Origin of the sequence: Streptomyces durocortorensis (assembly GCF_031760065.1) — a bacterium.
GTDB lineage: Bacteria > Actinomycetota > Actinomycetes > Streptomycetales > Streptomycetaceae > Streptomyces.
In genome coordinates, this window is the sequence record NZ_CP134500.1 from 5389752 (window position 1) to 5407451 (window position 17700).

Here is a 17700-nt window from a genome sequence, read left to right on the forward strand (position 1 = left end):
CCTGAAGCCACCTGAAGCCGTCTTCAGGCGGAGTTTGCGAGGCTGTGCGCATGCGCCTGTTGATCGTGGAGGACGAGAAGCGCCTCGCGGTGTCCCTGGCCCGGGGACTGACCGCCGAGGGCTTCGCCGTGGATGTCGTGCACGACGGGCTCGAAGGGCTGCACCGGGCGGGCGGGGGCGGCTACGACCTGGTGATCCTCGACATCATGCTGCCCGGCATGAACGGCTACCGGGTCTGCGCCGCCCTGCGCGCCGCCGGGCACGAGGTGCCGATCCTCATGCTGACCGCGAAGGACGGCGAGTACGACGAGGCCGAGGGGCTGGACACCGGGGCCGACGACTACCTGACCAAGCCCTTCAGCTACGTCGTCCTCGTCGCCCGGGTGCGAGCCCTGCTGCGCCGCCGCGGGGCCGGAACGGCCGCGCCCGTGCTGACCGTCGGGTCCCTCCGCATCGACACCGCCGCCCGCCGCGTCCACCGGGGCGAGGACGAATACGCCCTCACCGCGAAGGAGTTCGCGGTGCTGGAGCAACTCGCCCTGCGCGCCGGGCAGGTGGTCAGCAAGGCAGCGATCCTGGAGCACGTCTGGGACTTCGCCTACGACGGCGACCCGAACATCGTCGAGGTCTACATCTCCACCCTGCGCCGCAAGCTGGGCGCCGCTTCCATCCGTACGGTGCGTGGCGCCGGTTACCGGCTGGAGGCGCTGTGAGGTCCGTACGGGCCAGGGCCGCCCTCGGCGCCACCCTGGTCGTCGCCGTCGCCCTGGTCGCGGCCGGGCTCGCCGTCCTCCTCGTCCTGCGGGCCAACCTGACCGACCAGGCGGACCTCCAGGCGGAGGTGGCGGCCCGCGAGGCGGCCGGGCAGCTCGCCGTGGGCACGCCCTACGGCGAACTGGACCTGGACGACGCGGCGGACCATCCGGTCCAGGCCACCGACGAGGAGGGCCGGGTCGTCCTCGTGTCCGAGGAGCTGCGCGCGATCTCCGGTACGGGCTCGGCGGGCGTCACCCCGATGCCCTCGGCCTCGGCGGGGGCCTCCTCTTCGCCCGATGACGACGACGATGACGACGATGACGACGACAGCCGTCCCGGGCGCGGCGAGGTCTCCTCCGACGACCCGGTCTTCTCCGACGGCACCGCCACCGTGGACCGCGCCACCGCCGACTACCGCTTCGCCGCCGTCGAGGCGACCACTCCCGAAGGGGTCACCCTCACGGTGTACGCGGGCGCGCCGCTCGCCGCCGAGCAGGAGGCGGTGAACACGGTGCGCGGGGCCATGCTGACCGGACTGCCGGTGCTGCTGGTGGTCGTCGCCGGGGTGACCTGGCTGGTCACCCGCAGGGCCCTGCGGCCGGTCGAGGGCATTCGCCGCGAGATGGCCGCGATCACCGCGTCCGAGGATCTGGCGCGCCGGGTGCCCGAGCCCGATTCGCGCGACGAGATCGCCCGGCTCGCCCGGACGACGAACGAGACGCTGACGGTCCTGGAGGCATCGGTGGAGCGGCAGCGCGGGTTCGTCGCGGACGCCTCGCACGAGCTGCGGTCCCCGATCGCCTCGTTGCGCACCCAGCTGGAGGTGGCCGAGGCCCACCCGGAGCTGCTGGACCTCCCGGGGGCGGTCGCCGACACCGTACGGCTTCAGGTGCTGGCGGCGGATCTGCTGCTGCTGGCCCGGCTGGACGCGGGGGAGAAGCCGGGGGCCGCACGGCTTGAGGCGGGGGCGCTCGTCCGCGAGGAGGTGTCCCAGCGGACCGGGGACCGTATCCCGGTGACGGTTGAGGTGACCGAAGGCGGGGCGTTCGAGGTGAACGGGTCGCGGGGGCAGCTGGCCCGGGTGGTCGGCAACCTGCTGGACAACGCCCAGCGGCACGCCGAGGAGGCGGTCGTGGTGTCGGTGGCGGCCGACGGGCACGGGGTGCGGGTGGAGGTCCGGGACGACGGGGCGGGCGTTCCCGAGGGCGAGCGCGAGCGGATCTTCGAACGGTTCGTCCGGCTCGACGACGCCCGCAGCCGGGATGACGGCGGCGCGGGCCTGGGCCTCGCCATCGCCCGGGACGTCGCAGCCCGCCACGGCGGGACGCTGACGGTCCACCGGGCGGCGGAGGGGGGCGCGGCCTTCCGGCTGTGGCTGCCCCGCCCGGCCTGAAGGACCCGGGCCGGGCGCCGCGTCCGGCTCCCGGCCCGGGCGGCTACACCTTGCCGCGCTTGCCGCGCAGGTGTTCCGCGATCGGGCTCAGGGCCGCGTGCAGGTCGGCGAGGGCCTCGGGGGGCAGCAGGTCCATGAAGTGCCGCCGTACCGAGGCGACATGGTGCGGGGCGACCTTGCGCATGGTCTCCGATCCGTGGTCGGTGAGGACGGCGTACAGTCCGCGGCGGTCCGACTCGCAGTGCGTACGGCGCACGAGCCCCGCGGTCTCCATGCGGGTGATCTGGTGCGAGAGCCGGCTCTTGGACTGGAGCGTGGCGGCGGCGAGGTCGCTCATCCGCATCCGCTGGTCGTCCGACTCGGAGAGGTTGACCAGGATCTCGTAGTCGTTCATGGTCAGGCCGAACGGCTGGAGGTCCTTCTCCAGTTGGTGCATCAGCAGCCTGCTGACGTCCAGGTGGGTGCGCCAGGCGCACTGCTCCGTGTCGCTCAGCCAGCGGGTGGCCGTCTCGGTCTCCATATATGGATTCTACCTAAGAAGTTGAAAGCCGGACGAAATGAGGACGTGTGACGACCGGCGCCCCCGGTCCGCCGGAGTGCCCACGGGGCCGTCGGCAAGCACCGACGGTTGGGCGCAGGCGTTCGATGTCACACTCCGCAGACTACCGCTCACAAACCGAAGCGACGCTGGAGGTCCCCCAGCTGGCCGGGCATGCGCGGTCCGGACCCGGGTTGACCCCCGCCACCGGGAACGCCCGGCGCTTCCGGCGGTGCGCCCGTGGCCTGCTCCGCCATCAGCGCCTCGCTGGATTGCAGCAGCACCGTCCCCGCCCCGACGAACTCGAACTGGTGCTCCTCGCCCGAGGTCCCGCCGATCCCCGTCAATGACCGGATTCCGCCCATCACGCCCGTCATGTAGCCGTGGTCGTAGTGGTGGCAGGGCGAGGGGCAGTCGGCCCAGCCCACCAGCGCCTGCGGGTCGACCCGCAGCGGCGGCTCCATGAACACCACCGGGCCGTTCGACGCGGCCACGAACTTCCCCGTACCGATCAGCGTCACGAACCCCGGCACGATCGACTGCTTCAGCGCGAGCTCCGGCTCGTACGCCAGCAGGTTCCCCGAGCGGATCGTCAGGTTCCCGTCGTCCAGGTCGAAGGAGTTCACATCGAACGCCCGGTCGGCGAGCAGCATCTTCCCGCTGCCCTCGGCCACCACCCAGTCGCTCGCGTGCAGTGGTGAATGGAAGCTGGAGCGCACCAGTCGCTCGAACCGGCCGTGCCCGATGCCGTCGAATTCGATCTGCCCGTAGTAGGCGATCATCTTGCCCTTCTGCAGGAACCACCGGCTCCCCTTGAGCTCCACGCAGAAGGTGTAGGCGTTGACGTTGTCGTCCGACGGCAGCGTCATCGGATCGAAGACCACGGGCGTGCTCACAGCTTCTCCTCGGATGCCTGGACGTACACCGCGCCGCTCCCGCTCAGCTCCAGCTGGAACGCCTCGCCGGACCCCCGCCCCACCATGTCCCGCCAGCCCACCGCCGTGGACAGCTTGTTGCGGACCTCCCCGTGGTGGGCGACGTACGCCTGCGGGTCGACGTGGATGTCCCGGCCCGGGGTGATCGGCAGCTCGATCACCCCGCCGTGGGCCATCACGGCGACCGCGCCGTGGCCCTTGAGCGTCGTCGTGAACAGGCCCTGGCCGGTCACCTGGCCGCGGACCATGCCCATCACGCCGCCCTGCGAGCCCATGAACATCGTGCCCTGCTGGAGGGAGCCGTCGAAGGCGAGGAGGCGGTCGGCCTCCACGTAGAGGGTGTCGCCGGACAGGTTGATCACCTGGATGTGGTGGCCGCCGTGGCCGAACATCACCGTGCCCGAGCCCTCGACCGTCATCAGCGGTGTCGCCTCGCCCGCCACCCGGCGGCCGATCATCGAGACGAAGCCGCCCTGGCCGCCCTGGATGTTCGGGGTGAACGACACCTCGCCCCGGTAGGCCAGCATCGCACCGCGCTGGCTGAACAGCGTCTGGCCCGGAGCCACCGTGGCCTCGACCATCTTGGAGTTGATCTCCCGGAACGGCATCAGACATCGCCCCCGACCGTGTTGCGCTCGCTCGGCTGTACGTAGACCAGGCCGTCGCCCTCGAAGCGCATCTGGAACGCCTCGCCCGAACCCTCGCCCATCAGCGTCCGGAAGTTCACCCCGCTCTGGAGCTGCTGGCGCAGATTGCCCTGATGGGCGATGTACGCGCCGGGGTCGACCATCAGCGGATACTGCGGGGACACCCGCAGCAGCACCGCCTTCCCCTCCGACATGATCGCCGCCTGGCCCGTGCCCTCCACGGTGGTGGTGAACAGGCCGTTGCCGCTCGCCCCGCCGCGCAGCCCGGTGAACGTCGTCCCCGTGCGCAGTCCGGCGTCGGTGGCCAGCAGATTGCTCGCCTCCACGTACAGCTTCTCGCCGTGCAGCGCGACGAGATTGATCTCGCTGGCCCGGTCGGCGAAGTAGCAGGTGCCCTGTCCGGACACCTCCATCACGGTCATCTGCTCGCCGGTGAGACGGCGGCTCACCATGCCGCGCAGTCCCTCACCGCCGCCGGTCATCTTCTTGAAGGTCATCCGGCCGTCGTACGCGACCATCGAGCCGTTCTTCGCCTTGACGGCATCGCCCGTCAGATCGACGGCGAGCGTCTTGCTGCCTTGGAGTCGGAACATCGCCACCCGACGAAGGTAGCCGCCCGCCCGCCGCCCCGGACACCCCCCACGGAACCGTTACGCCCCTGATGCTCCCCTGATGCACACCCGCACAGGCCCTGATATGCGGCGATACGCACGCCGGGGGAGGGGTGGGCCCCGGCGGCCGGGGCCCACCGGCGCGATGCCACAATGGGGAGCGGCTTGTGCCCGCGTTCACAAGCCCGTACGGCCCCTCCCGCCCACACGACCCCCTCCCACCGAAGGTGCCCCTGTGGACATCAAGACCGCTTCCGCCCTGCACCGGCTGCGCCTCATCTCGATTCCCGAGGCGCTGTCCTTCCCCGCCCTGATCCTCTTCGGCTCGATCCTCAGCCGGGTCTCGGACATCGACTTCCTGATGATGCCGCTCGGCCTCATCCACGGCATCCTCTTCGTGGTCTACGCCGTGTTCCTGCTCGACGTCTGGATGAAGGCCAAGTGGCCGCTCAAGCGCGTCGCCCTCTTCTTCGTCCTGTCCCTGATCCCCTTCGGCGGCCTCTACGGCGACAAGCTCCTCAAGGGTTACGAGGCCGACGGCGTCATCGCCGCCCGCGCCCGCCGCGAGGGCACGGTCAGCGCATGATCGTCGCGTTCTCGGTCTCCCCGCTGGGCGTCGGTGAGGACGTCGGCGAGTACGTCGCCGACGCCGTTCGGGTCGTCCGCGAGTCCGGACTGCCCAACCGCACCGACGCGATGTTCACCTCCATCGAGGGGGAGTGGGACGAGGTCATGGACGTCGTCAAGCGCGCCGTCGCCGCCGTCGAAGCCCGCGCGGGACGCGTCTCCCTGGTACTGAAGGCCGACATCAGGCCCGGTGTCACCGACGGTCTGACCTCGAAGGTCGAGACCGTGGAGCGCTATCTCGCTCCCTGACGCGCCGTCCGCGCGACCACACCCCGCGTTCACCCGATAAGCCCCCGGAACCACACGGCCGGGGGCTTTTCCGGTGCCGGATCAAAAACCGCTCACTCGGACCTGCCAAGTCGACACGCCGTTAGCCGTCGCCTTCTGTGGGGATATCAACCCGTTCGACAGTGGGAGGCACGGTGCGGTCGGAGGGCTACGACTACGACACCTACAGCCGGCTCGCGGGTCCGCTCACCGAGCCGGACCCGACGGGATACCGCGTGCGGTACAAGAGCCTGCTCTCGACGGAGAAGCACCGAATAAGGGCCGTCCTGCTGATGACCCTCGCCCCGGTGCTCACCGGCATCCTGCTGCTCTACCTGGTCTGGCCCACGCACTGGACCGAGCGCGAGAACGGGGAGCGCTGGCTCGTCGTCGCGGACACCGTGATGCTGGTGTCGATCGGCCTGATCGAGATCTTCATGCTGGTCAACGTGGTCTCCATCGCGCACGCCACGCTGGTCGCCCGGGACCCGGTCCCGGTGACGCCCGAGCCCGGCACCCGCGTCGCCTTCCTCACCACGTACGTCCCCGGCAAGGAACCGCTCTCCATGGTCCGCGCCACCCTCAAGGGGGCCGTACGCCTGACGCACTCCGGCCCGCTGGACGTCTGGCTGCTCGACGAGGGCGACGACCCCGGGGCCCGGATGCTCTGCGCGGAGCTGGGCGTGCACCACTTCACCCGGCGCGGGGTCCCCGAGTGGAACCGCGAGAAGGGCGTCCACAAGGCGAAGACGAAGCACGGCAACTACAACGCCTGGATCGCCCTGCACGGCGGTGACTACGACTTCTTCGCCTCCGTCGACACCGACCACGTGCCGATGCCCAACTTCCTGGAACGGATGATGGGCTACTTCCGCGACCCGGACGTCGCCTTCGTCGTCGGACCGCAGGTCTACGGGAACTACGACATGGCCGTCACCAAGGCCGCCGAGTCGCAGCAGTTCCTCTTCCACGCGCTCATCCAGCGCGCGGGCAACCGCTACGGCGCCCCGATGTTCGTCGGCACCAACAACGTCGTCCGCATCGCCGCGCTGCGCCAGGTCGGCGGTCTGTACGACTCGATCACCGAGGACATGGCGACCGGCTTCGAGATCCACCGCCGCCGCAACCCCCTCACCGGGCGCTACTGGCGTTCGGTCTACACCCCCGACGTGCTGGCCGTCGGCGAGGGGCCCTCCTCCTGGACGGACTTCTTCACCCAGCAGCTTCGCTGGTCGAGGGGGACGTACGAGACGCTGTTCAAGCAGTACGGCAAGGCGCTGTTCCGGGTCCCGCCCGGCCGCCTGTTCAGCTACTCGCTGATGCTCGTCTACTACCCGATGACCGCCGTCAACTGGCTGCTCGGCGTGCTGAGCTGTGTGCTGTTCCTCTGGTTCGGGGCGTCCGGCACCCAGGTCGCCGCCTCCATCTGGCTGATGCTCTACAGCGACGCCGCCGCCCTCCAGATCGGCCTCTACCTCTGGAACCGCCGCCACAACGTCTCGCCGCACGAACCCGAGGGCTCCGGCGGACTCGCCGGCATGGCCATGTCCGCGCTCTCGGCGCCCATCTACCTGAAGTCGCTGGGCTCCGCCGTCCTGCGCACCGACGGACGCTTCGTCGTCACGCCCAAGGGCGGCCAGACCTCCCCGGACCGGCTGCTCACCTTCCGTATCCACCTCTTCTGGGCCGCGGTCCTGCTGTCCTCGCTCGCCGCGTCGGTCTACCTCGACCACACCCATGTGGCGATGCGGACCTGGGCCACGCTGGGCCTGGCGATATCCCTCGCCCCGGTCGCCGTGTGGGCCTGGACCAACTGGCAGGACAAGCGTGCCGCGGCCCCGAGCGGGGTCCTCGCCCCGGCGCCCCCGCTGCCCGAACCCACCTACGTCACCACCGCGCCGGCCCCGTCGGCGACCACCACCACCGCGACGGCGGGCACCACCGCCACCACCACCGCAGGAGGGAACTGAGCCATGGCCTACCGGCCCTCGAAGAAGATGAAGAAGACACTCCTGGGCGGCGGCGCCGTGGTGCTGCTCGCGGGGCTCAACGCCCCCGCCGCACTCTCCTTCGCCGAGGACAGGTACCACGCGTACAAGATCGACCAGCCGGCGTACAAGGCGGAGTACGGCTCCTGGAAGCTGGTGGACATCCCGAAGGGGTACCGCACCAACGCGATCCACGCGGCGCTCCTGCACACCGGGAAGGTGCTGATCGTCGCGGGCTCCGGCAACGACCAGAAGCACTTCGACGAGGGCACCTTCGACACGGTGCTGTGGGACCCGGCCGAGAACACCTTCCAGAAGATCCCCACCCCCGAGGACTTCTTCTGCGGCGGCCACGCCCAGCTGCCCGACGGGCGCCTCCTGATCGCGGGCGGCACCGCCCGCTACGAGGTGCTCGACGACAAGGTGCAGCGGGCCGGGGGCGGCATGCGGGTCAAGAACGAGAATCCCGACAAGCCCCTGAAGCTGAAGAAGGGCACGGTCTTCCGCTCGCCCTCCGGCGTCGAGTACGTCGCCAAGTTCGACGTCACCGTCCCCAAGGCCAAGCGCGAGTTCGAGGTCACGTACTTCAAGAACGGCCAGATGAAGCCATGGAAGACCAAGGTGACCGCGGCGGAACAGCGGGTCTTCGTCGAGGCGGTGAAGGACGGCCCCGAGTCGGTGACGACCGACGCCGCCCAGTACGAGATCGTCGGCCTGAAGGGCAAGGAGGCCGACAACTCGTACGGGCTCGCCGAGAAGATCACCATGGACAAGCAGGACTTCCAGGGAATCCGGGCCGCCTACGAGTTCGACCCGACGGCCGAGAAGTACATCCGGGTCGACCCGATGAAGGAGGCCCGCTGGTATCCCACGCTGGTCGGCCTGGAGGACGGCAGGGTGCTGGCCGTCTCCGGGCTCGATGACGTCGGTGAGATCCTGCCGGGCGACAACGAGATCTACGACCCGAAGACCAAGAAGTGGTCCAAGGGCCCGTTCCAGTACTTCCCGACCTACCCGGCGCTCTTCCTCACCAAGGGCGGCAAGCTCTTCTACCCGGGGGCGAACGCCGGTTACGGCCCGGCCGACAAGGGGCGCGAGCCGGGGATCTGGGACCTGAAGAAGAACACCTTCACCAAGGTTCCCGGGCTGACCGACACCGACGAGCTGGAGACGGCCGCCTCGCTGATGCTGCCGCCCGTGCAGGACCAGAAGGTGATGGTGCTGGGCGGCGGCGGGGTCGGGGAGTCCAAGAAGTCCACCGCCCGCACGGCCGTCATCGACCTCAAGCAGGACAGTCCGGCCTTCCGCCCCGGCCCCGATCTGCCGCAGGGCACGCGCTATCTGAACAGTGTGATCATGCCGGACGACACCGTCTTCACCAGCGGCGGCTCGAAGGACTACCGGGGCCGCGGGGAAAGCAACATCCTCAAGGCGCAGACCTATGACCCGAAGACCAACTCCTTCAAGGAGGCGGCCGAGCCGACGGTGGGCCGCAACTACCACTCCGAGGCGCTGCTGCTGCCCGACGGGAGGGTGGTGACCTTCGGTTCCGACTCGCTCTACGGCGACAAGGACAACACGAAGCTCGGCAAGTTCGAGCAGCGCATGGAGGTCTACACCCCGCCCGCCCTGCACCGGGGCAAGGACAGGCGCCCGGTGATCGGGGACGGCCCGCAGGACGCCGAGCGCGGCGCGACGATCACCTTCGAGAGCGCTGACGCGGACCGGATCGCGACGGCCCGGCTGATGCGGCCGAGCGCGGTCACGCACACGACGGACGTGGAGCAGCGCTCCATCGAGCTGGGGCTGAAGAAGGGGGAGGGCGAGGTGAGTGTGAGCGTGCCGGACGACGCCACGCTGGTGCCGCCCGGCTGGTACATGCTCTTCGTCACCGACACCGACGGCGTCCCCTCCGTGGCGAAGTGGGTCAAGGTCGCCTGAGGGGGCGGTTCGCGAGGTGATGTCCCCTTCTGGATGAGGCTGGGGAAGGGCTGCTGGACAACGTGTTCGTCGGATACCGCTTCCCGGTGAAGCTGCCGGTCCCGGCCTCCCGCGGGCGGTGACCACAGGCCCTCGGGAAGTGCGGAATGCGCGACCCCCGATGACGCGAGGTCGCCAGTTCCATGCCCCTTTGTGGGACGTCGGCCCGGGAGGGGGGCGGGCGGGACGCGCGGTCGTCGTGGTGACGTGGGACCGCGCGTCCAGCCCGATCGCCCGGCCCGCGGGGGGTGGGGTCAGCGGCCGATGAGGGATTCCCAGAGTCGGACCGTGACCTCGTCGAGACGGGCGAACCGCTCGTTGATGCGGCCCAGGACGGACGGCGCGGCAGTGGCCTCGTAGCGCAGGGCGAGGACGCCCATGGCCTGCCAGTGACGCATGGCTTCCTCGTGGAGGGCCGTCGTATCCTCACCGGCCCCCGCGTCCGCGAGGGAACGGCCCATCAGGACGAGACTGGGCACCGCGTACAGGACCGAACTGTGGTGGAACAGGCGGCGGGCGCCGATCGCGGCCTGTTCCTGGGTGCCCGCGAAGCAGGCGGCGGACAGGTCCCGGTAGCGGTTGATCGCGCCGCGGAACCGTTCCTCGGCGAAGAACCGCCGAGCCTGTTCGGCCAGCACGCCGTCCAGCCCGCCGTCGCCCGCCCCCTCACCCGGGCCGGCCGCCGCCAGGGTGTCGGTGGCCGCGTAGAAGAAGCCCATCCCGTCGTGGGACTCGGTCCTGATGTGGTCGGTCGTTGCGCGGACCAGGTCCTCGATGGACAGACGGGCCCGGCAGCTGAACGGCTTGGGGCCGACGACCAGCGTGTCCAGCACGTCCACATGCCGGAGGTCCTCGGAGATCCTCTCGATCAGCACGGCGTGCAGGTAGGGCGCGTTCCCGGTGTACACGTCCGCGTAGCCGAGGTGAGCCGTGTTCACCCACACCACCACGCCCTTGAACTCCGCCAACAACCGGACGAGTTGGGCGCCCATGGCCGCGGGTTCGATCGGGACGGTGTGCACCTTGAAGCCGGACCGCGTCATGCCGAGCGCGCCGGCTTCCTCGACCGGGAAGATGTACTCGGGGTAGCCGCCCTCGTCCAGCCCGGCTTGGAACAGGTAGCCGTTCCCCCGCTCGAATATCGCCTGTTCGGCGACGGGGCGGCCCAGTACGGTCGCGAGCGCGGAGTACCCGCCCGTCAGACAGTTGACCGCGGTGGTGTCGTACCGCTCAAGGATGCGGCTCTGCGCGCCGTGCGTCTCCTGTGTCATCGGGTCCGCAGCTCCAGCGTGCAGCACTTCACACTGCCGCCCGCCTTGAGGAGCTCCGCCAGGTCCACGCCGATCGGCTCGAAGCCGCGCTCCCGCAGGCGGGCCTGCAGGCCGGTGGCCGCCTTGGGGAGCAGCACGTGGAGCCCGTCGGAGAGCGCGTTCAGGCCGAACACCGCGGCGTCCTCGTCGGTCGCCAGGATGGCGTCCGGGAACATCTCGCGGAGCACCGACCGGCTGCCCTCCGAGAAGGCCGGCGGGTAGTACATCACCTCGTCGTCGGAGAGCACGGCGATGGCGGTGTCCAGGTGGTAGTAGTCCGGGTTCACCAGCTTCAGGGAGGTGACCGGCAGGCCGAAGAACTCCTGTGCCTCGAAGTGCGAACGGGGATCGGTGCGGAAGCCGGTCCCGGCCAGCAGGCGGCGCCCCACGGTGAGGATGTCGCCCTCGCCCTCGTTGATGAACTCGGGCCACAGGATGTCCTCGTACCCCTGCTGCTGGAACCAGGACAGGTACGCCGGGCCCTCGGCGGTGCGCTCGGCGTGCCGGAAGCGCGCGCCGAACACCTTGCCGTCGACGACGGTGGCACCGTTGGCCGCGAACACCATGTCGGGAAGTCCGGGAAGCGGATCTATCTCCACGACCGTGTGGCCCAGTTCGCGGTACAGGTCCCGCAGGCCCTCCCACTGGCTCACCGCCAGCGAGTTGTCCACGGGTTTCTCCGGGTGCATCCAGGGGTTGATGGAGTAGGAGACCTCGAAGTGGCTCGGCCGGCACATCAGGAATCGGCGCGGCACCGCCGTGCGCGTACGGGAGGTCCGGTCGGCGTGCTGGTTGTCGGGCATGAGTTCAACTTCCCAGGTGAGGGCGGTCGGAGGGTTACGTGATGACGTGGTGACGTCGAGGGTCCCGGGCCGGGCGCGGACTCGTGGTCCGCGTCGGTGTACCGGTCGGAGAGGAGTACGGGTGGGGTGCGGCCGACGGCGGCGGCCAGCAGGGTGCGGTCGGGGGCGGCCCATTCGAGGAAGTACCGGCCCCCGCACCTCTCGGGGAACGCGTCGAAGACGTCGGCACCGGCCGCTGCACCGGCACCGGCGAGGACGGAGCCCCGGCCGCGGTCGAGGCCGGTATCGGGGGTCGGGTCCGTGCCGGTGAGGTCGCTGTCACGCAACCTGCCCAGCGCTGTGGCCCCGACTTTGACCAGGGCCTCCTTGCGCACCCAGTAGCGCAGGAAGGTCCATGGGGGATCGTCGGAGTCCAGGACCGTCTTCAGTTCGCGTGCGCTGAGCACGCGGCGCGCGATCGCAGGCGTGAAGCTGGCGCCGGCTGTCTCCTCCACGTCCACGCCCACCTCGCCCCGGCCAGCGGCCGCGGCGACGGCGCCCCGCGTGTGGGAGAGGCTGATCCCCACGTCGGGGTGGTCCGGCAGGAACGGTTTGCCGTGGTCGTCGGCCGCGCACTGCGCGCACTCCTGACGGACCACCAGGGTCCGCGCCGGGACGCCGATGAACCGGGCGGCGCACAGACGCACCAGGACGTGCGCCGCGACGAAGTCCTGACGCGCTCCGGGGGACGTCAGCCGTTCCAGCCGACCCCGCTCCTGTCGGGTCAGCGGTATCGAAGGGGCACTGCGCAGCAGTTCCGCGCTCCGGCGGACCACCACCAGCGGCCCCGCCGGTACCCCGCCCGCTCCCGGCCCGCCGGCCGCGGGCCCTTCCCGTCCTACGTGCATTCCCCCGCCTTGCTTCCGTGCCCGTCCGCCGCCCCGACGGCGAATCCTTCCGGTCCCGTGTCAGTGGCCCATGGCCACTCCGCCGTCCACGGGGAGCACGGCGCCGGTGACGTACCCGGCGTCCTCCCCGGTGAGGTAGCCGACGGCCGCCGCCACCTCGGAGGGGTCGGCCATCCGTCCTACGGGAACCTGCGCGAGCAGGACGGCACGGCGGTCCTCCGGGATGGCCGAGACCATGTCCGTGTCGGTGAAGCCCGGAGCGACCGTGTTCACCGTGATGCCGTGGCCGGCCACCTCCAGGGCCAGCGAACGGGCGAGACCGATCAGCCCGGCCTTGGATGCCGCGTAGTTCGTCTGTCCCACGGCGCCGGACAACGCGACGGCCGAGGAGATCAGCACGATCCGCCCCCAGCGGCCGCGCATCATGCCCCGGGAGGCCAGTTTCGTGGCCAGGAACGCGCCGGTGAGGTTGGTACGCAGGACGACCTCGAAATCGTCCTGGGTCATGGTGAACAGCGGCCGGTCACGCGTGATGCCCGCGTTGACCACGAGCACCTCCACGGGACCGAGGGCGGCCTTCACCTCGGCGAAGGCGGCCGTGATCTGCTCGGGGTCGGTGACGTCGCACCGCACGCCGAACAGTCCTTCCGGCGGTTCACCGGTTCGGTAGGTGACCGCGACCTTGTCACCGCGGTCGGCCAGGTGGCGTGCGATCGCGAGACCGATGCCTCGGTTGCCGCCGAACACCAGGGCAGTACGTGGCATGGAGTCGTCCTTCGGGTACGGGAACCTCACGGCTCGGGTCACTTGGCGGCGCGGTCGGTCTGCTCGGCGCGCGGAGGAGCGCCGCGGTGCTCGGTGCGCCAGTGCGTGTCGATGTGGTCCAGGCACGCGCGGCGCTCGTCGGCCGCCAGGACGGTCCGCCAACCGGCCGGCGGCGCGATGTCCGCCGGCCAGACGGAGTACTCGCCCCGGTCGTTGCGGAGCACGAGCCCGCCCTCCGCGGTGTCGTCGAACGGGCTGTTCACAGGGCCTCCTCGGGGCCGCCGAGCAGGGCCAGTTCCTTGGCCAGCCGCCTGCCGATCACCTCGGCGGGGTGGACGGTCAGCATGTCCAGGTGCGCGCAGTCGACGAGCTGTTCCACCGTGCGGCCGGCTACGTGGGGCATCCACGATTGGGCGATGGCCGCGTCACGGTCGGGTTCCTCGGCCGCGGTGAAGAACAGGAGGTCTCCCTCGTACGGCTGCGGGTCGAATTCACGGCGCAGCCGGATGAGGTTGCGCACGACGTGGATGAGGCATTCGTCGTCCGGGACGACCTGGCGGACCGCGGCGATCTCGTGGATGACGAGCTGCTCATGTTCGAGGTCGTACTCCCAGGGGCCGGAACTCTCTTCCTCGTCGACCATGACGGTGTCGAGCATGGCCAGCATCTCGACGCTCTCGCCGTCCCGCTGGAGCCGGGTGGCCAGCGCGTGCGCCACCAGCCCGCCGAACGACCAGCCCAGGAACCGGTAGGGGCCGTGCGGGCGCACCGTCCGGATCTGGACCAGGTAGTCGTCGACGAGTTCGTCGAGGGTCTCGGGGAGTTCCTCGCCGGGGACGATGCCGCGGGCCTGGAGCGCGTACACCGGCTGGTCGGGGCCGAGGTGGCGGAGCAGGGCGGCGTAGGCCCAGCCGAGCCCGAAGCCGGGGTGGACGCAGAACAGCGGCGACCGGGAGCCCTCGGGGCGCAGCGGCAGGAGCACGTCGAAGTCGTTGCCCTGTTCGGCCCGGCCGAGGCGGTCGGCCAGGCCGGCGACGGTCGGCGTCTCGAACAGGTCGCGTACGGTCACGGACGCTCCGAGGACCTCGCTGATCCGGGCGACCAGCCTGATGGCCAGGAGGGAGTGCCCGCCGAGGTCGAAGAAGCTGTCGGACGCGCCCACCCGGGGCAGCCCCAGGGCTTCGGCGAACAGGCTGGCGATCTCCGCCTCCTGACGCGATTCGGGGACGCGTGACCCGGCGGCGGCCGTGAACCGCGGACGGGGGAGCCGGCCGCGGTCGAGCTTGCCGCTGGGCGAGAGCGGCAGTGTGTCCAGCACTGTCACCAGGTCCGGAACCATGTACTCCGGCAGGAGTTTCGCGACGGAGGCCCGGATCCGGCCGCCGTCCGGCTCGTCGGCGCCGGGAGCAGGCGTGACGTAACCGACCAGCCGGCGCTCTCCGGTCTCGTCCTCGTGGACCACGGCGGCGGTCTGCGCCACCTCCGGCCGGCGGGCGAGCGCGGACTCGACCTCGCCGAGTTCCAGCCGGAAACCGCGCAGCTTGACCTGGTCGTCGACGCGGCCGACGAAGTCCAGCTGCCCGTCGGCCCGCCACCGGACCAGGTCACCGGAGCGGTACATGCGGGCGCCGTCGGGGCCGAAGGGGTCGGCGACGAAGCGGGACGCCGTGAGGGCGGGGCGGTCCAGGTAGCCGCGGGCCAGTCCCTCGCCCGCGATGTAGAGCTCGCCCGTGACCCCGACGGGCACCGGCCGCAGTCGGCCGTCCAGGACATACAGCCGGGTGTTGCGCAGCGGGCGGCCGATCGGCGGGGCCTCGCGCGTCGTCGGGGCGGCGTCGGAGGCGGCGGCATAGACGGTCGCCTCGGTCGGACCGTACGCGTTGACCAGCGTGGCGTCGGGGACGGCCGTCCTGAGCAGGCCGGCCACGTGCGGCGGCAGGGCCTCGCCGGCCAGCACCAGGTAGTCCGCCCGCACCCGCAGTCCACCGTCCGTCACGAGACGGGCCAGCACTGAGGGGACACCGCTGACGAGGGTCCCCTCCCAGCTGCCCCGCTCGCTCAGTTCCAGCAGGTCACGGACGATCTCGATGCTGCCTCCGGACAGCAGCGCGCCGAAGATCTCGAACACGGAGACGTCGAAGTTGAGGGAGGTCGAGGCCAGTACCCGACCCATGCCCGCGCCGAAGGTCTCGTGGGCCCAGGCGGCGAGGTTGCCCACGTTGGCGTGGCTGACGACGACGCCCTTGGGGCGCCCCGTCGACCCCGAGGTGTAGATGACGTAGGCGGTACGGGAAGGCGACTCCGGGACGTGGAACGTGCCGTCCGCCGCCCGTCCGAGCTCCGCCTCCAGCTGCGGGTCGTCCAGCCGCAGCACCGGTGCCTGCGGGTGGACGGGCAGTCCCACCGCGGTGGCGGAGTCGCTGATCACCAGCGCGGGCGCGGAGTCCTCCAGCATGAAGGCCAGCCGCTCGCTCGGATATGCCGGGTCCAGCGGCACGTAGGCGGCACCCGCCTTGAGCACGGCCAGCACCGCGACGATCATCTTCTCCGAGCGGGGAAGCGAGACGCCGACGAAATCGCCGTCGCCCACGCCCCGATCGGCCAGTGCCCGGGCCAGCCGACCCGCGCGCTCGTCGAGTTCACGGTAGGAGAGGGTCGTTTCACGGTGCACCACGGCCGGCGCGTCCCCCCGGAGCCGTACCTGCTCGGCGAAGAGGCCGACGATACCGGTCGAGGGGAGCGGGGCCGCCGTGTCGTTCCAGTCCTCCAGGGTGCGGGCGAGTTCCCGCTCGCCCATGATGTCCAGCTCGGTGACGGGACGCAGGGGGTCCACCGAGGCTCCGTCGAGCAGCCGCACCAGGTGGTCGCCGAGGTCCGCGACGGCCTCCGCGTCGAAGCGCTCGACGTCGTACTCAAGGTAGACCCAGGCGTCCTCGCCGTCCTCCATGAAGGTGACCATCAGCTCGAACGCGGACGTGGCGTTGGCGACGGGCAGCCGTTCGACGCGCAGTCCGGCGCGCGGCACCGGGGCGGGCGAGGCGACACCGTGGTTGAGGCCGATCTGGAAGACCGGCTGCCGGCCGAAGCTGCGGGGCGGGTTCAGCGTGCGCACCAGATGGCTGAACGACAGGTGCTGGTGGCGCAGGCCCTGGAGCGTCTTGGCCCGCACCTGGCCCAGCAGGTCGAGGAACGTCGGGTCGCCCTCGGCACACCGCACGCGCAGGGGCATGGTGTTGACGGTGAGCCCGACGAGACGCTCGGAGCCGGGCTGGAGCCGGCTGGACATGGGCACGCCGAGCACCAGGTCCCGTTCACCGGTGTAGCGCATGAACAGCGCGAACGCTCCCGAGGCGAGCACCGGGAAGAGCGAGCTGCCCTGCTCCGCGGCCAGGGCCCGCAGTCGCGCGACCACGGGACGGGGGACGTCCTGGCGGACGGTCGCCGCCTGGCGGCGCGTCGTGCCGGCCAGGAGCGCCCGGGGCAGGTCGAGGGTGGCCGGGGCCCCGGCCAGTTCCGTCTTCCAGTGCTCGATCGCACGCTCCAGCCGCTTGGCCGAGGCGCCCCCGCCCGTCCACGCGTCGATGAACTCGGTGTAGCCGAGGGGCAGCGTCGTCAGCGGGTCGGGCCGCTCCTCGACGAGCGCCTCGTACAGCGCCTCGAACTCGCCTGCGAGGACCTCCATGGACGCCCCGTCGGCCACGCTGTGGTGCACGACGAGCAGCAGCACGTGCCGCTCCTCGGCCAGGCGCAGCAGTGTGGCCCGCAGGAGGGGCGCCCGGTCGAGGACGAACGGCTCGTCCTGCGCGGCGGTGAAGTGGGCGTCGAGCAGCCGCCGCGCGGACTCCTCGTCCGTCACGTCGAGTTCCACCGTCCGCAGGTCGAGCGAGACCTCGGCCGCCACGCACTGGACGTGCCCGCCGTTCTCCTCCCGCAGGCTCACCCGCAGGGCCTCGTGACGTTCCACGAGCGCGCTCAGGGCGGAGTGCAGAGCGGTCCGGTCGAGCGGGCCGCTCAGTTCCAGGGCCAGCGCCACGTTGTGCGTGCCCGGGCTGTCATGGGTCTGTTCGGTGAACAGAACACCCTCTTGGGCGGGGAGTAGCGGGAGGTTCCTGTCCTGCATGGGCATGGCTGTCCTGTCGCGGGGGCGGGCGCGGTGGCCTGGTCGGATGGGGACGGTGAGGTGGGTCTTCCGG

At 70.9% G+C, this 17700-nt stretch carries 16 protein-coding genes; 6 read left to right on the forward strand and 10 right to left on the reverse strand.

Annotated features, from left to right (window positions below; all coding sequences use genetic code 11):
- The first annotated feature begins 50 nt into the window (after positions 1-50).
- The gene (locus RI138_RS23990; protein ID WP_311121567.1) at positions 51-713 is read left to right on the forward strand and encodes a response regulator transcription factor; all 663 of its coding nucleotides are present in this window, start codon (positions 51-53) and stop codon (positions 711-713) included.
- On the forward strand, positions 710-2149 hold the full coding sequence (locus RI138_RS23995; RefSeq protein WP_311121568.1) for a sensor histidine kinase: 1440 nt from the start codon (positions 710-712) through the stop codon (positions 2147-2149). The genes RI138_RS23990 and RI138_RS23995 overlap by 4 nt, the downstream gene beginning before the upstream one ends.
- Before the next feature lie 43 nt (positions 2150-2192).
- Here the strand turns inward: RI138_RS23995 and RI138_RS24000 are convergent, their stop codons facing one another.
- The 4 genes from RI138_RS24000 to RI138_RS24015 all read right to left on the reverse strand — a co-directional run bounded on the left by RI138_RS24000 (position 2193) and on the right by RI138_RS24015 (position 4862).
- Positions 2193-2669, reverse strand: coding sequence for a MarR family winged helix-turn-helix transcriptional regulator (locus tag RI138_RS24000; protein WP_096628383.1), 477 nt, complete (start codon positions 2667-2669; stop codon positions 2193-2195).
- A gap of 149 nt (positions 2670-2818) precedes the next feature.
- Positions 2819-3583: an AIM24 family protein gene (locus RI138_RS24005; RefSeq protein WP_311121569.1), complete on the reverse strand. Its 765-nt coding sequence runs from the start codon at positions 3581-3583 to the stop codon at positions 2819-2821.
- The gene (locus tag RI138_RS24010) at positions 3580-4230 is read right to left on the reverse strand and encodes an AIM24 family protein (RefSeq protein ID WP_311121570.1); all 651 of its coding nucleotides are present in this window, start codon (positions 4228-4230) and stop codon (positions 3580-3582) included. Before RI138_RS24010 ends, RI138_RS24005 begins: the two co-directional genes overlap by 4 nt.
- Positions 4230-4862: an AIM24 family protein gene (locus RI138_RS24015; RefSeq protein ID WP_311122995.1), complete on the reverse strand. Its 633-nt coding sequence runs from the start codon at positions 4860-4862 to the stop codon at positions 4230-4232. Before RI138_RS24015 ends, RI138_RS24010 begins: the two co-directional genes overlap by 1 nt.
- Before the next feature lie 253 nt (positions 4863-5115).
- Here RI138_RS24015 and RI138_RS24020 point away from each other — a divergent pair, with 253 nt between their 5' ends.
- The 4 genes from RI138_RS24020 to RI138_RS24035 all read left to right on the forward strand — a co-directional run bounded on the left by RI138_RS24020 (position 5116) and on the right by RI138_RS24035 (position 9703).
- Positions 5116-5466, forward strand: coding sequence for a DUF3817 domain-containing protein (locus tag RI138_RS24020; protein WP_096628389.1), 351 nt, complete (start codon positions 5116-5118; stop codon positions 5464-5466).
- Positions 5463-5756, forward strand: coding sequence for an MTH1187 family thiamine-binding protein (locus RI138_RS24025; RefSeq protein WP_015611413.1), 294 nt, complete (start codon positions 5463-5465; stop codon positions 5754-5756). The genes RI138_RS24020 and RI138_RS24025 overlap by 4 nt, the downstream gene beginning before the upstream one ends.
- A gap of 173 nt (positions 5757-5929) precedes the next feature.
- Positions 5930-7744, forward strand: coding sequence for a glycosyltransferase family 2 protein (locus RI138_RS24030; protein ID WP_311121571.1), 1815 nt, complete (start codon positions 5930-5932; stop codon positions 7742-7744).
- Positions 7745-7747: 3 nt separating this feature from the next.
- Positions 7748-9703, forward strand: coding sequence for a radical copper oxidase GlxA (locus tag RI138_RS24035; RefSeq protein ID WP_311121572.1), 1956 nt, complete (start codon positions 7748-7750; stop codon positions 9701-9703).
- 293 nt (positions 9704-9996) lie between these two features.
- Here the strand turns inward: RI138_RS24035 and RI138_RS24040 are convergent, their stop codons facing one another.
- Genes RI138_RS24040 through RI138_RS24065 form a run of 6 tightly spaced genes read right to left on the reverse strand, consistent with a single transcriptional unit; the run spans position 9997 to position 17627 of the window.
- Positions 9997-11013 carry a hypothetical protein gene (locus RI138_RS24040; protein ID WP_311121573.1) on the reverse strand — a complete coding sequence of 339 codons (1017 nt, stop codon included), beginning with the start codon at positions 11011-11013 and terminating at the stop codon, positions 9997-9999.
- Positions 11010-11855: a dimethylargininase gene (gene ddaH / locus RI138_RS24045; protein WP_096628397.1), complete on the reverse strand. Its 846-nt coding sequence runs from the start codon at positions 11853-11855 to the stop codon at positions 11010-11012. Before ddaH ends, RI138_RS24040 begins: the two co-directional genes overlap by 4 nt.
- Positions 11789-12742 carry a 4'-phosphopantetheinyl transferase family protein gene (locus RI138_RS24050; RefSeq protein ID WP_311121574.1) on the reverse strand — a complete coding sequence of 318 codons (954 nt, stop codon included), beginning with the start codon at positions 12740-12742 and terminating at the stop codon, positions 11789-11791. Before RI138_RS24050 ends, ddaH begins: the two co-directional genes overlap by 67 nt.
- A gap of 60 nt (positions 12743-12802) precedes the next feature.
- Entirely contained in the window at positions 12803-13507 is a 705-nt protein-coding gene (gene fabG / locus RI138_RS24055; RefSeq protein ID WP_096628400.1) for a 3-oxoacyl-ACP reductase FabG, read from the reverse strand.
- A 38-nt stretch (positions 13508-13545) separates the two neighbouring features.
- Positions 13546-13770, reverse strand: coding sequence for an MbtH family protein (locus RI138_RS24060; protein ID WP_311121575.1), 225 nt, complete (start codon positions 13768-13770; stop codon positions 13546-13548).
- Positions 13767-17627 carry a non-ribosomal peptide synthetase gene (locus tag RI138_RS24065; RefSeq protein WP_311121576.1) on the reverse strand — a complete coding sequence of 1287 codons (3861 nt, stop codon included), beginning with the start codon at positions 17625-17627 and terminating at the stop codon, positions 13767-13769. The genes RI138_RS24060 and RI138_RS24065 overlap by 4 nt, the downstream gene beginning before the upstream one ends.
- Positions 17628-17700: the final 73 nt, after the last annotated feature.

Bases quoted from the DNA above. Each gene is read 5' to 3' on its own strand.
- RI138_RS24040 (WP_311121573.1), bottom strand. From the start codon at position 11,013: ATGACACAGGAGACGCACGGCGCGCAGAGCCGCATCCTTGAGCGGTAC.
- fabG (WP_096628400.1), bottom strand. From the start codon at position 13,507: ATGCCACGTACTGCCCTGGTGTTCGGCGGCAACCGAGGCATCGGTCTC.
- RI138_RS24050 (WP_311121574.1), bottom strand. From the start codon at position 12,742: ATGCACGTAGGACGGGAAGGGCCCGCGGCCGGCGGGCCGGGAGCGGGC.
- RI138_RS23990 (WP_311121567.1), top strand. From the start codon at position 51: ATGCGCCTGTTGATCGTGGAGGACGAGAAGCGCCTCGCGGTGTCCCTG.
- ddaH (WP_096628397.1), bottom strand. From the start codon at position 11,855: ATGCCCGACAACCAGCACGCCGACCGGACCTCCCGTACGCGCACGGCG.
- RI138_RS24015 (WP_311122995.1), bottom strand. From the start codon at position 4,862: ATGTTCCGACTCCAAGGCAGCAAGACGCTCGCCGTCGATCTGACGGGC.
- RI138_RS24065 (WP_311121576.1), bottom strand. From the start codon at position 17,627: ATGCAGGACAGGAACCTCCCGCTACTCCCCGCCCAAGAGGGTGTTCTG.
- RI138_RS24035 (WP_311121572.1), top strand. From the start codon at position 7,748: ATGGCCTACCGGCCCTCGAAGAAGATGAAGAAGACACTCCTGGGCGGC.
- RI138_RS24025 (WP_015611413.1), top strand. From the start codon at position 5,463: ATGATCGTCGCGTTCTCGGTCTCCCCGCTGGGCGTCGGTGAGGACGTC.
- RI138_RS24010 (WP_311121570.1), bottom strand. From the start codon at position 4,230: ATGCCGTTCCGGGAGATCAACTCCAAGATGGTCGAGGCCACGGTGGCT.
- RI138_RS24000 (WP_096628383.1), bottom strand. From the start codon at position 2,669: ATGGAGACCGAGACGGCCACCCGCTGGCTGAGCGACACGGAGCAGTGC.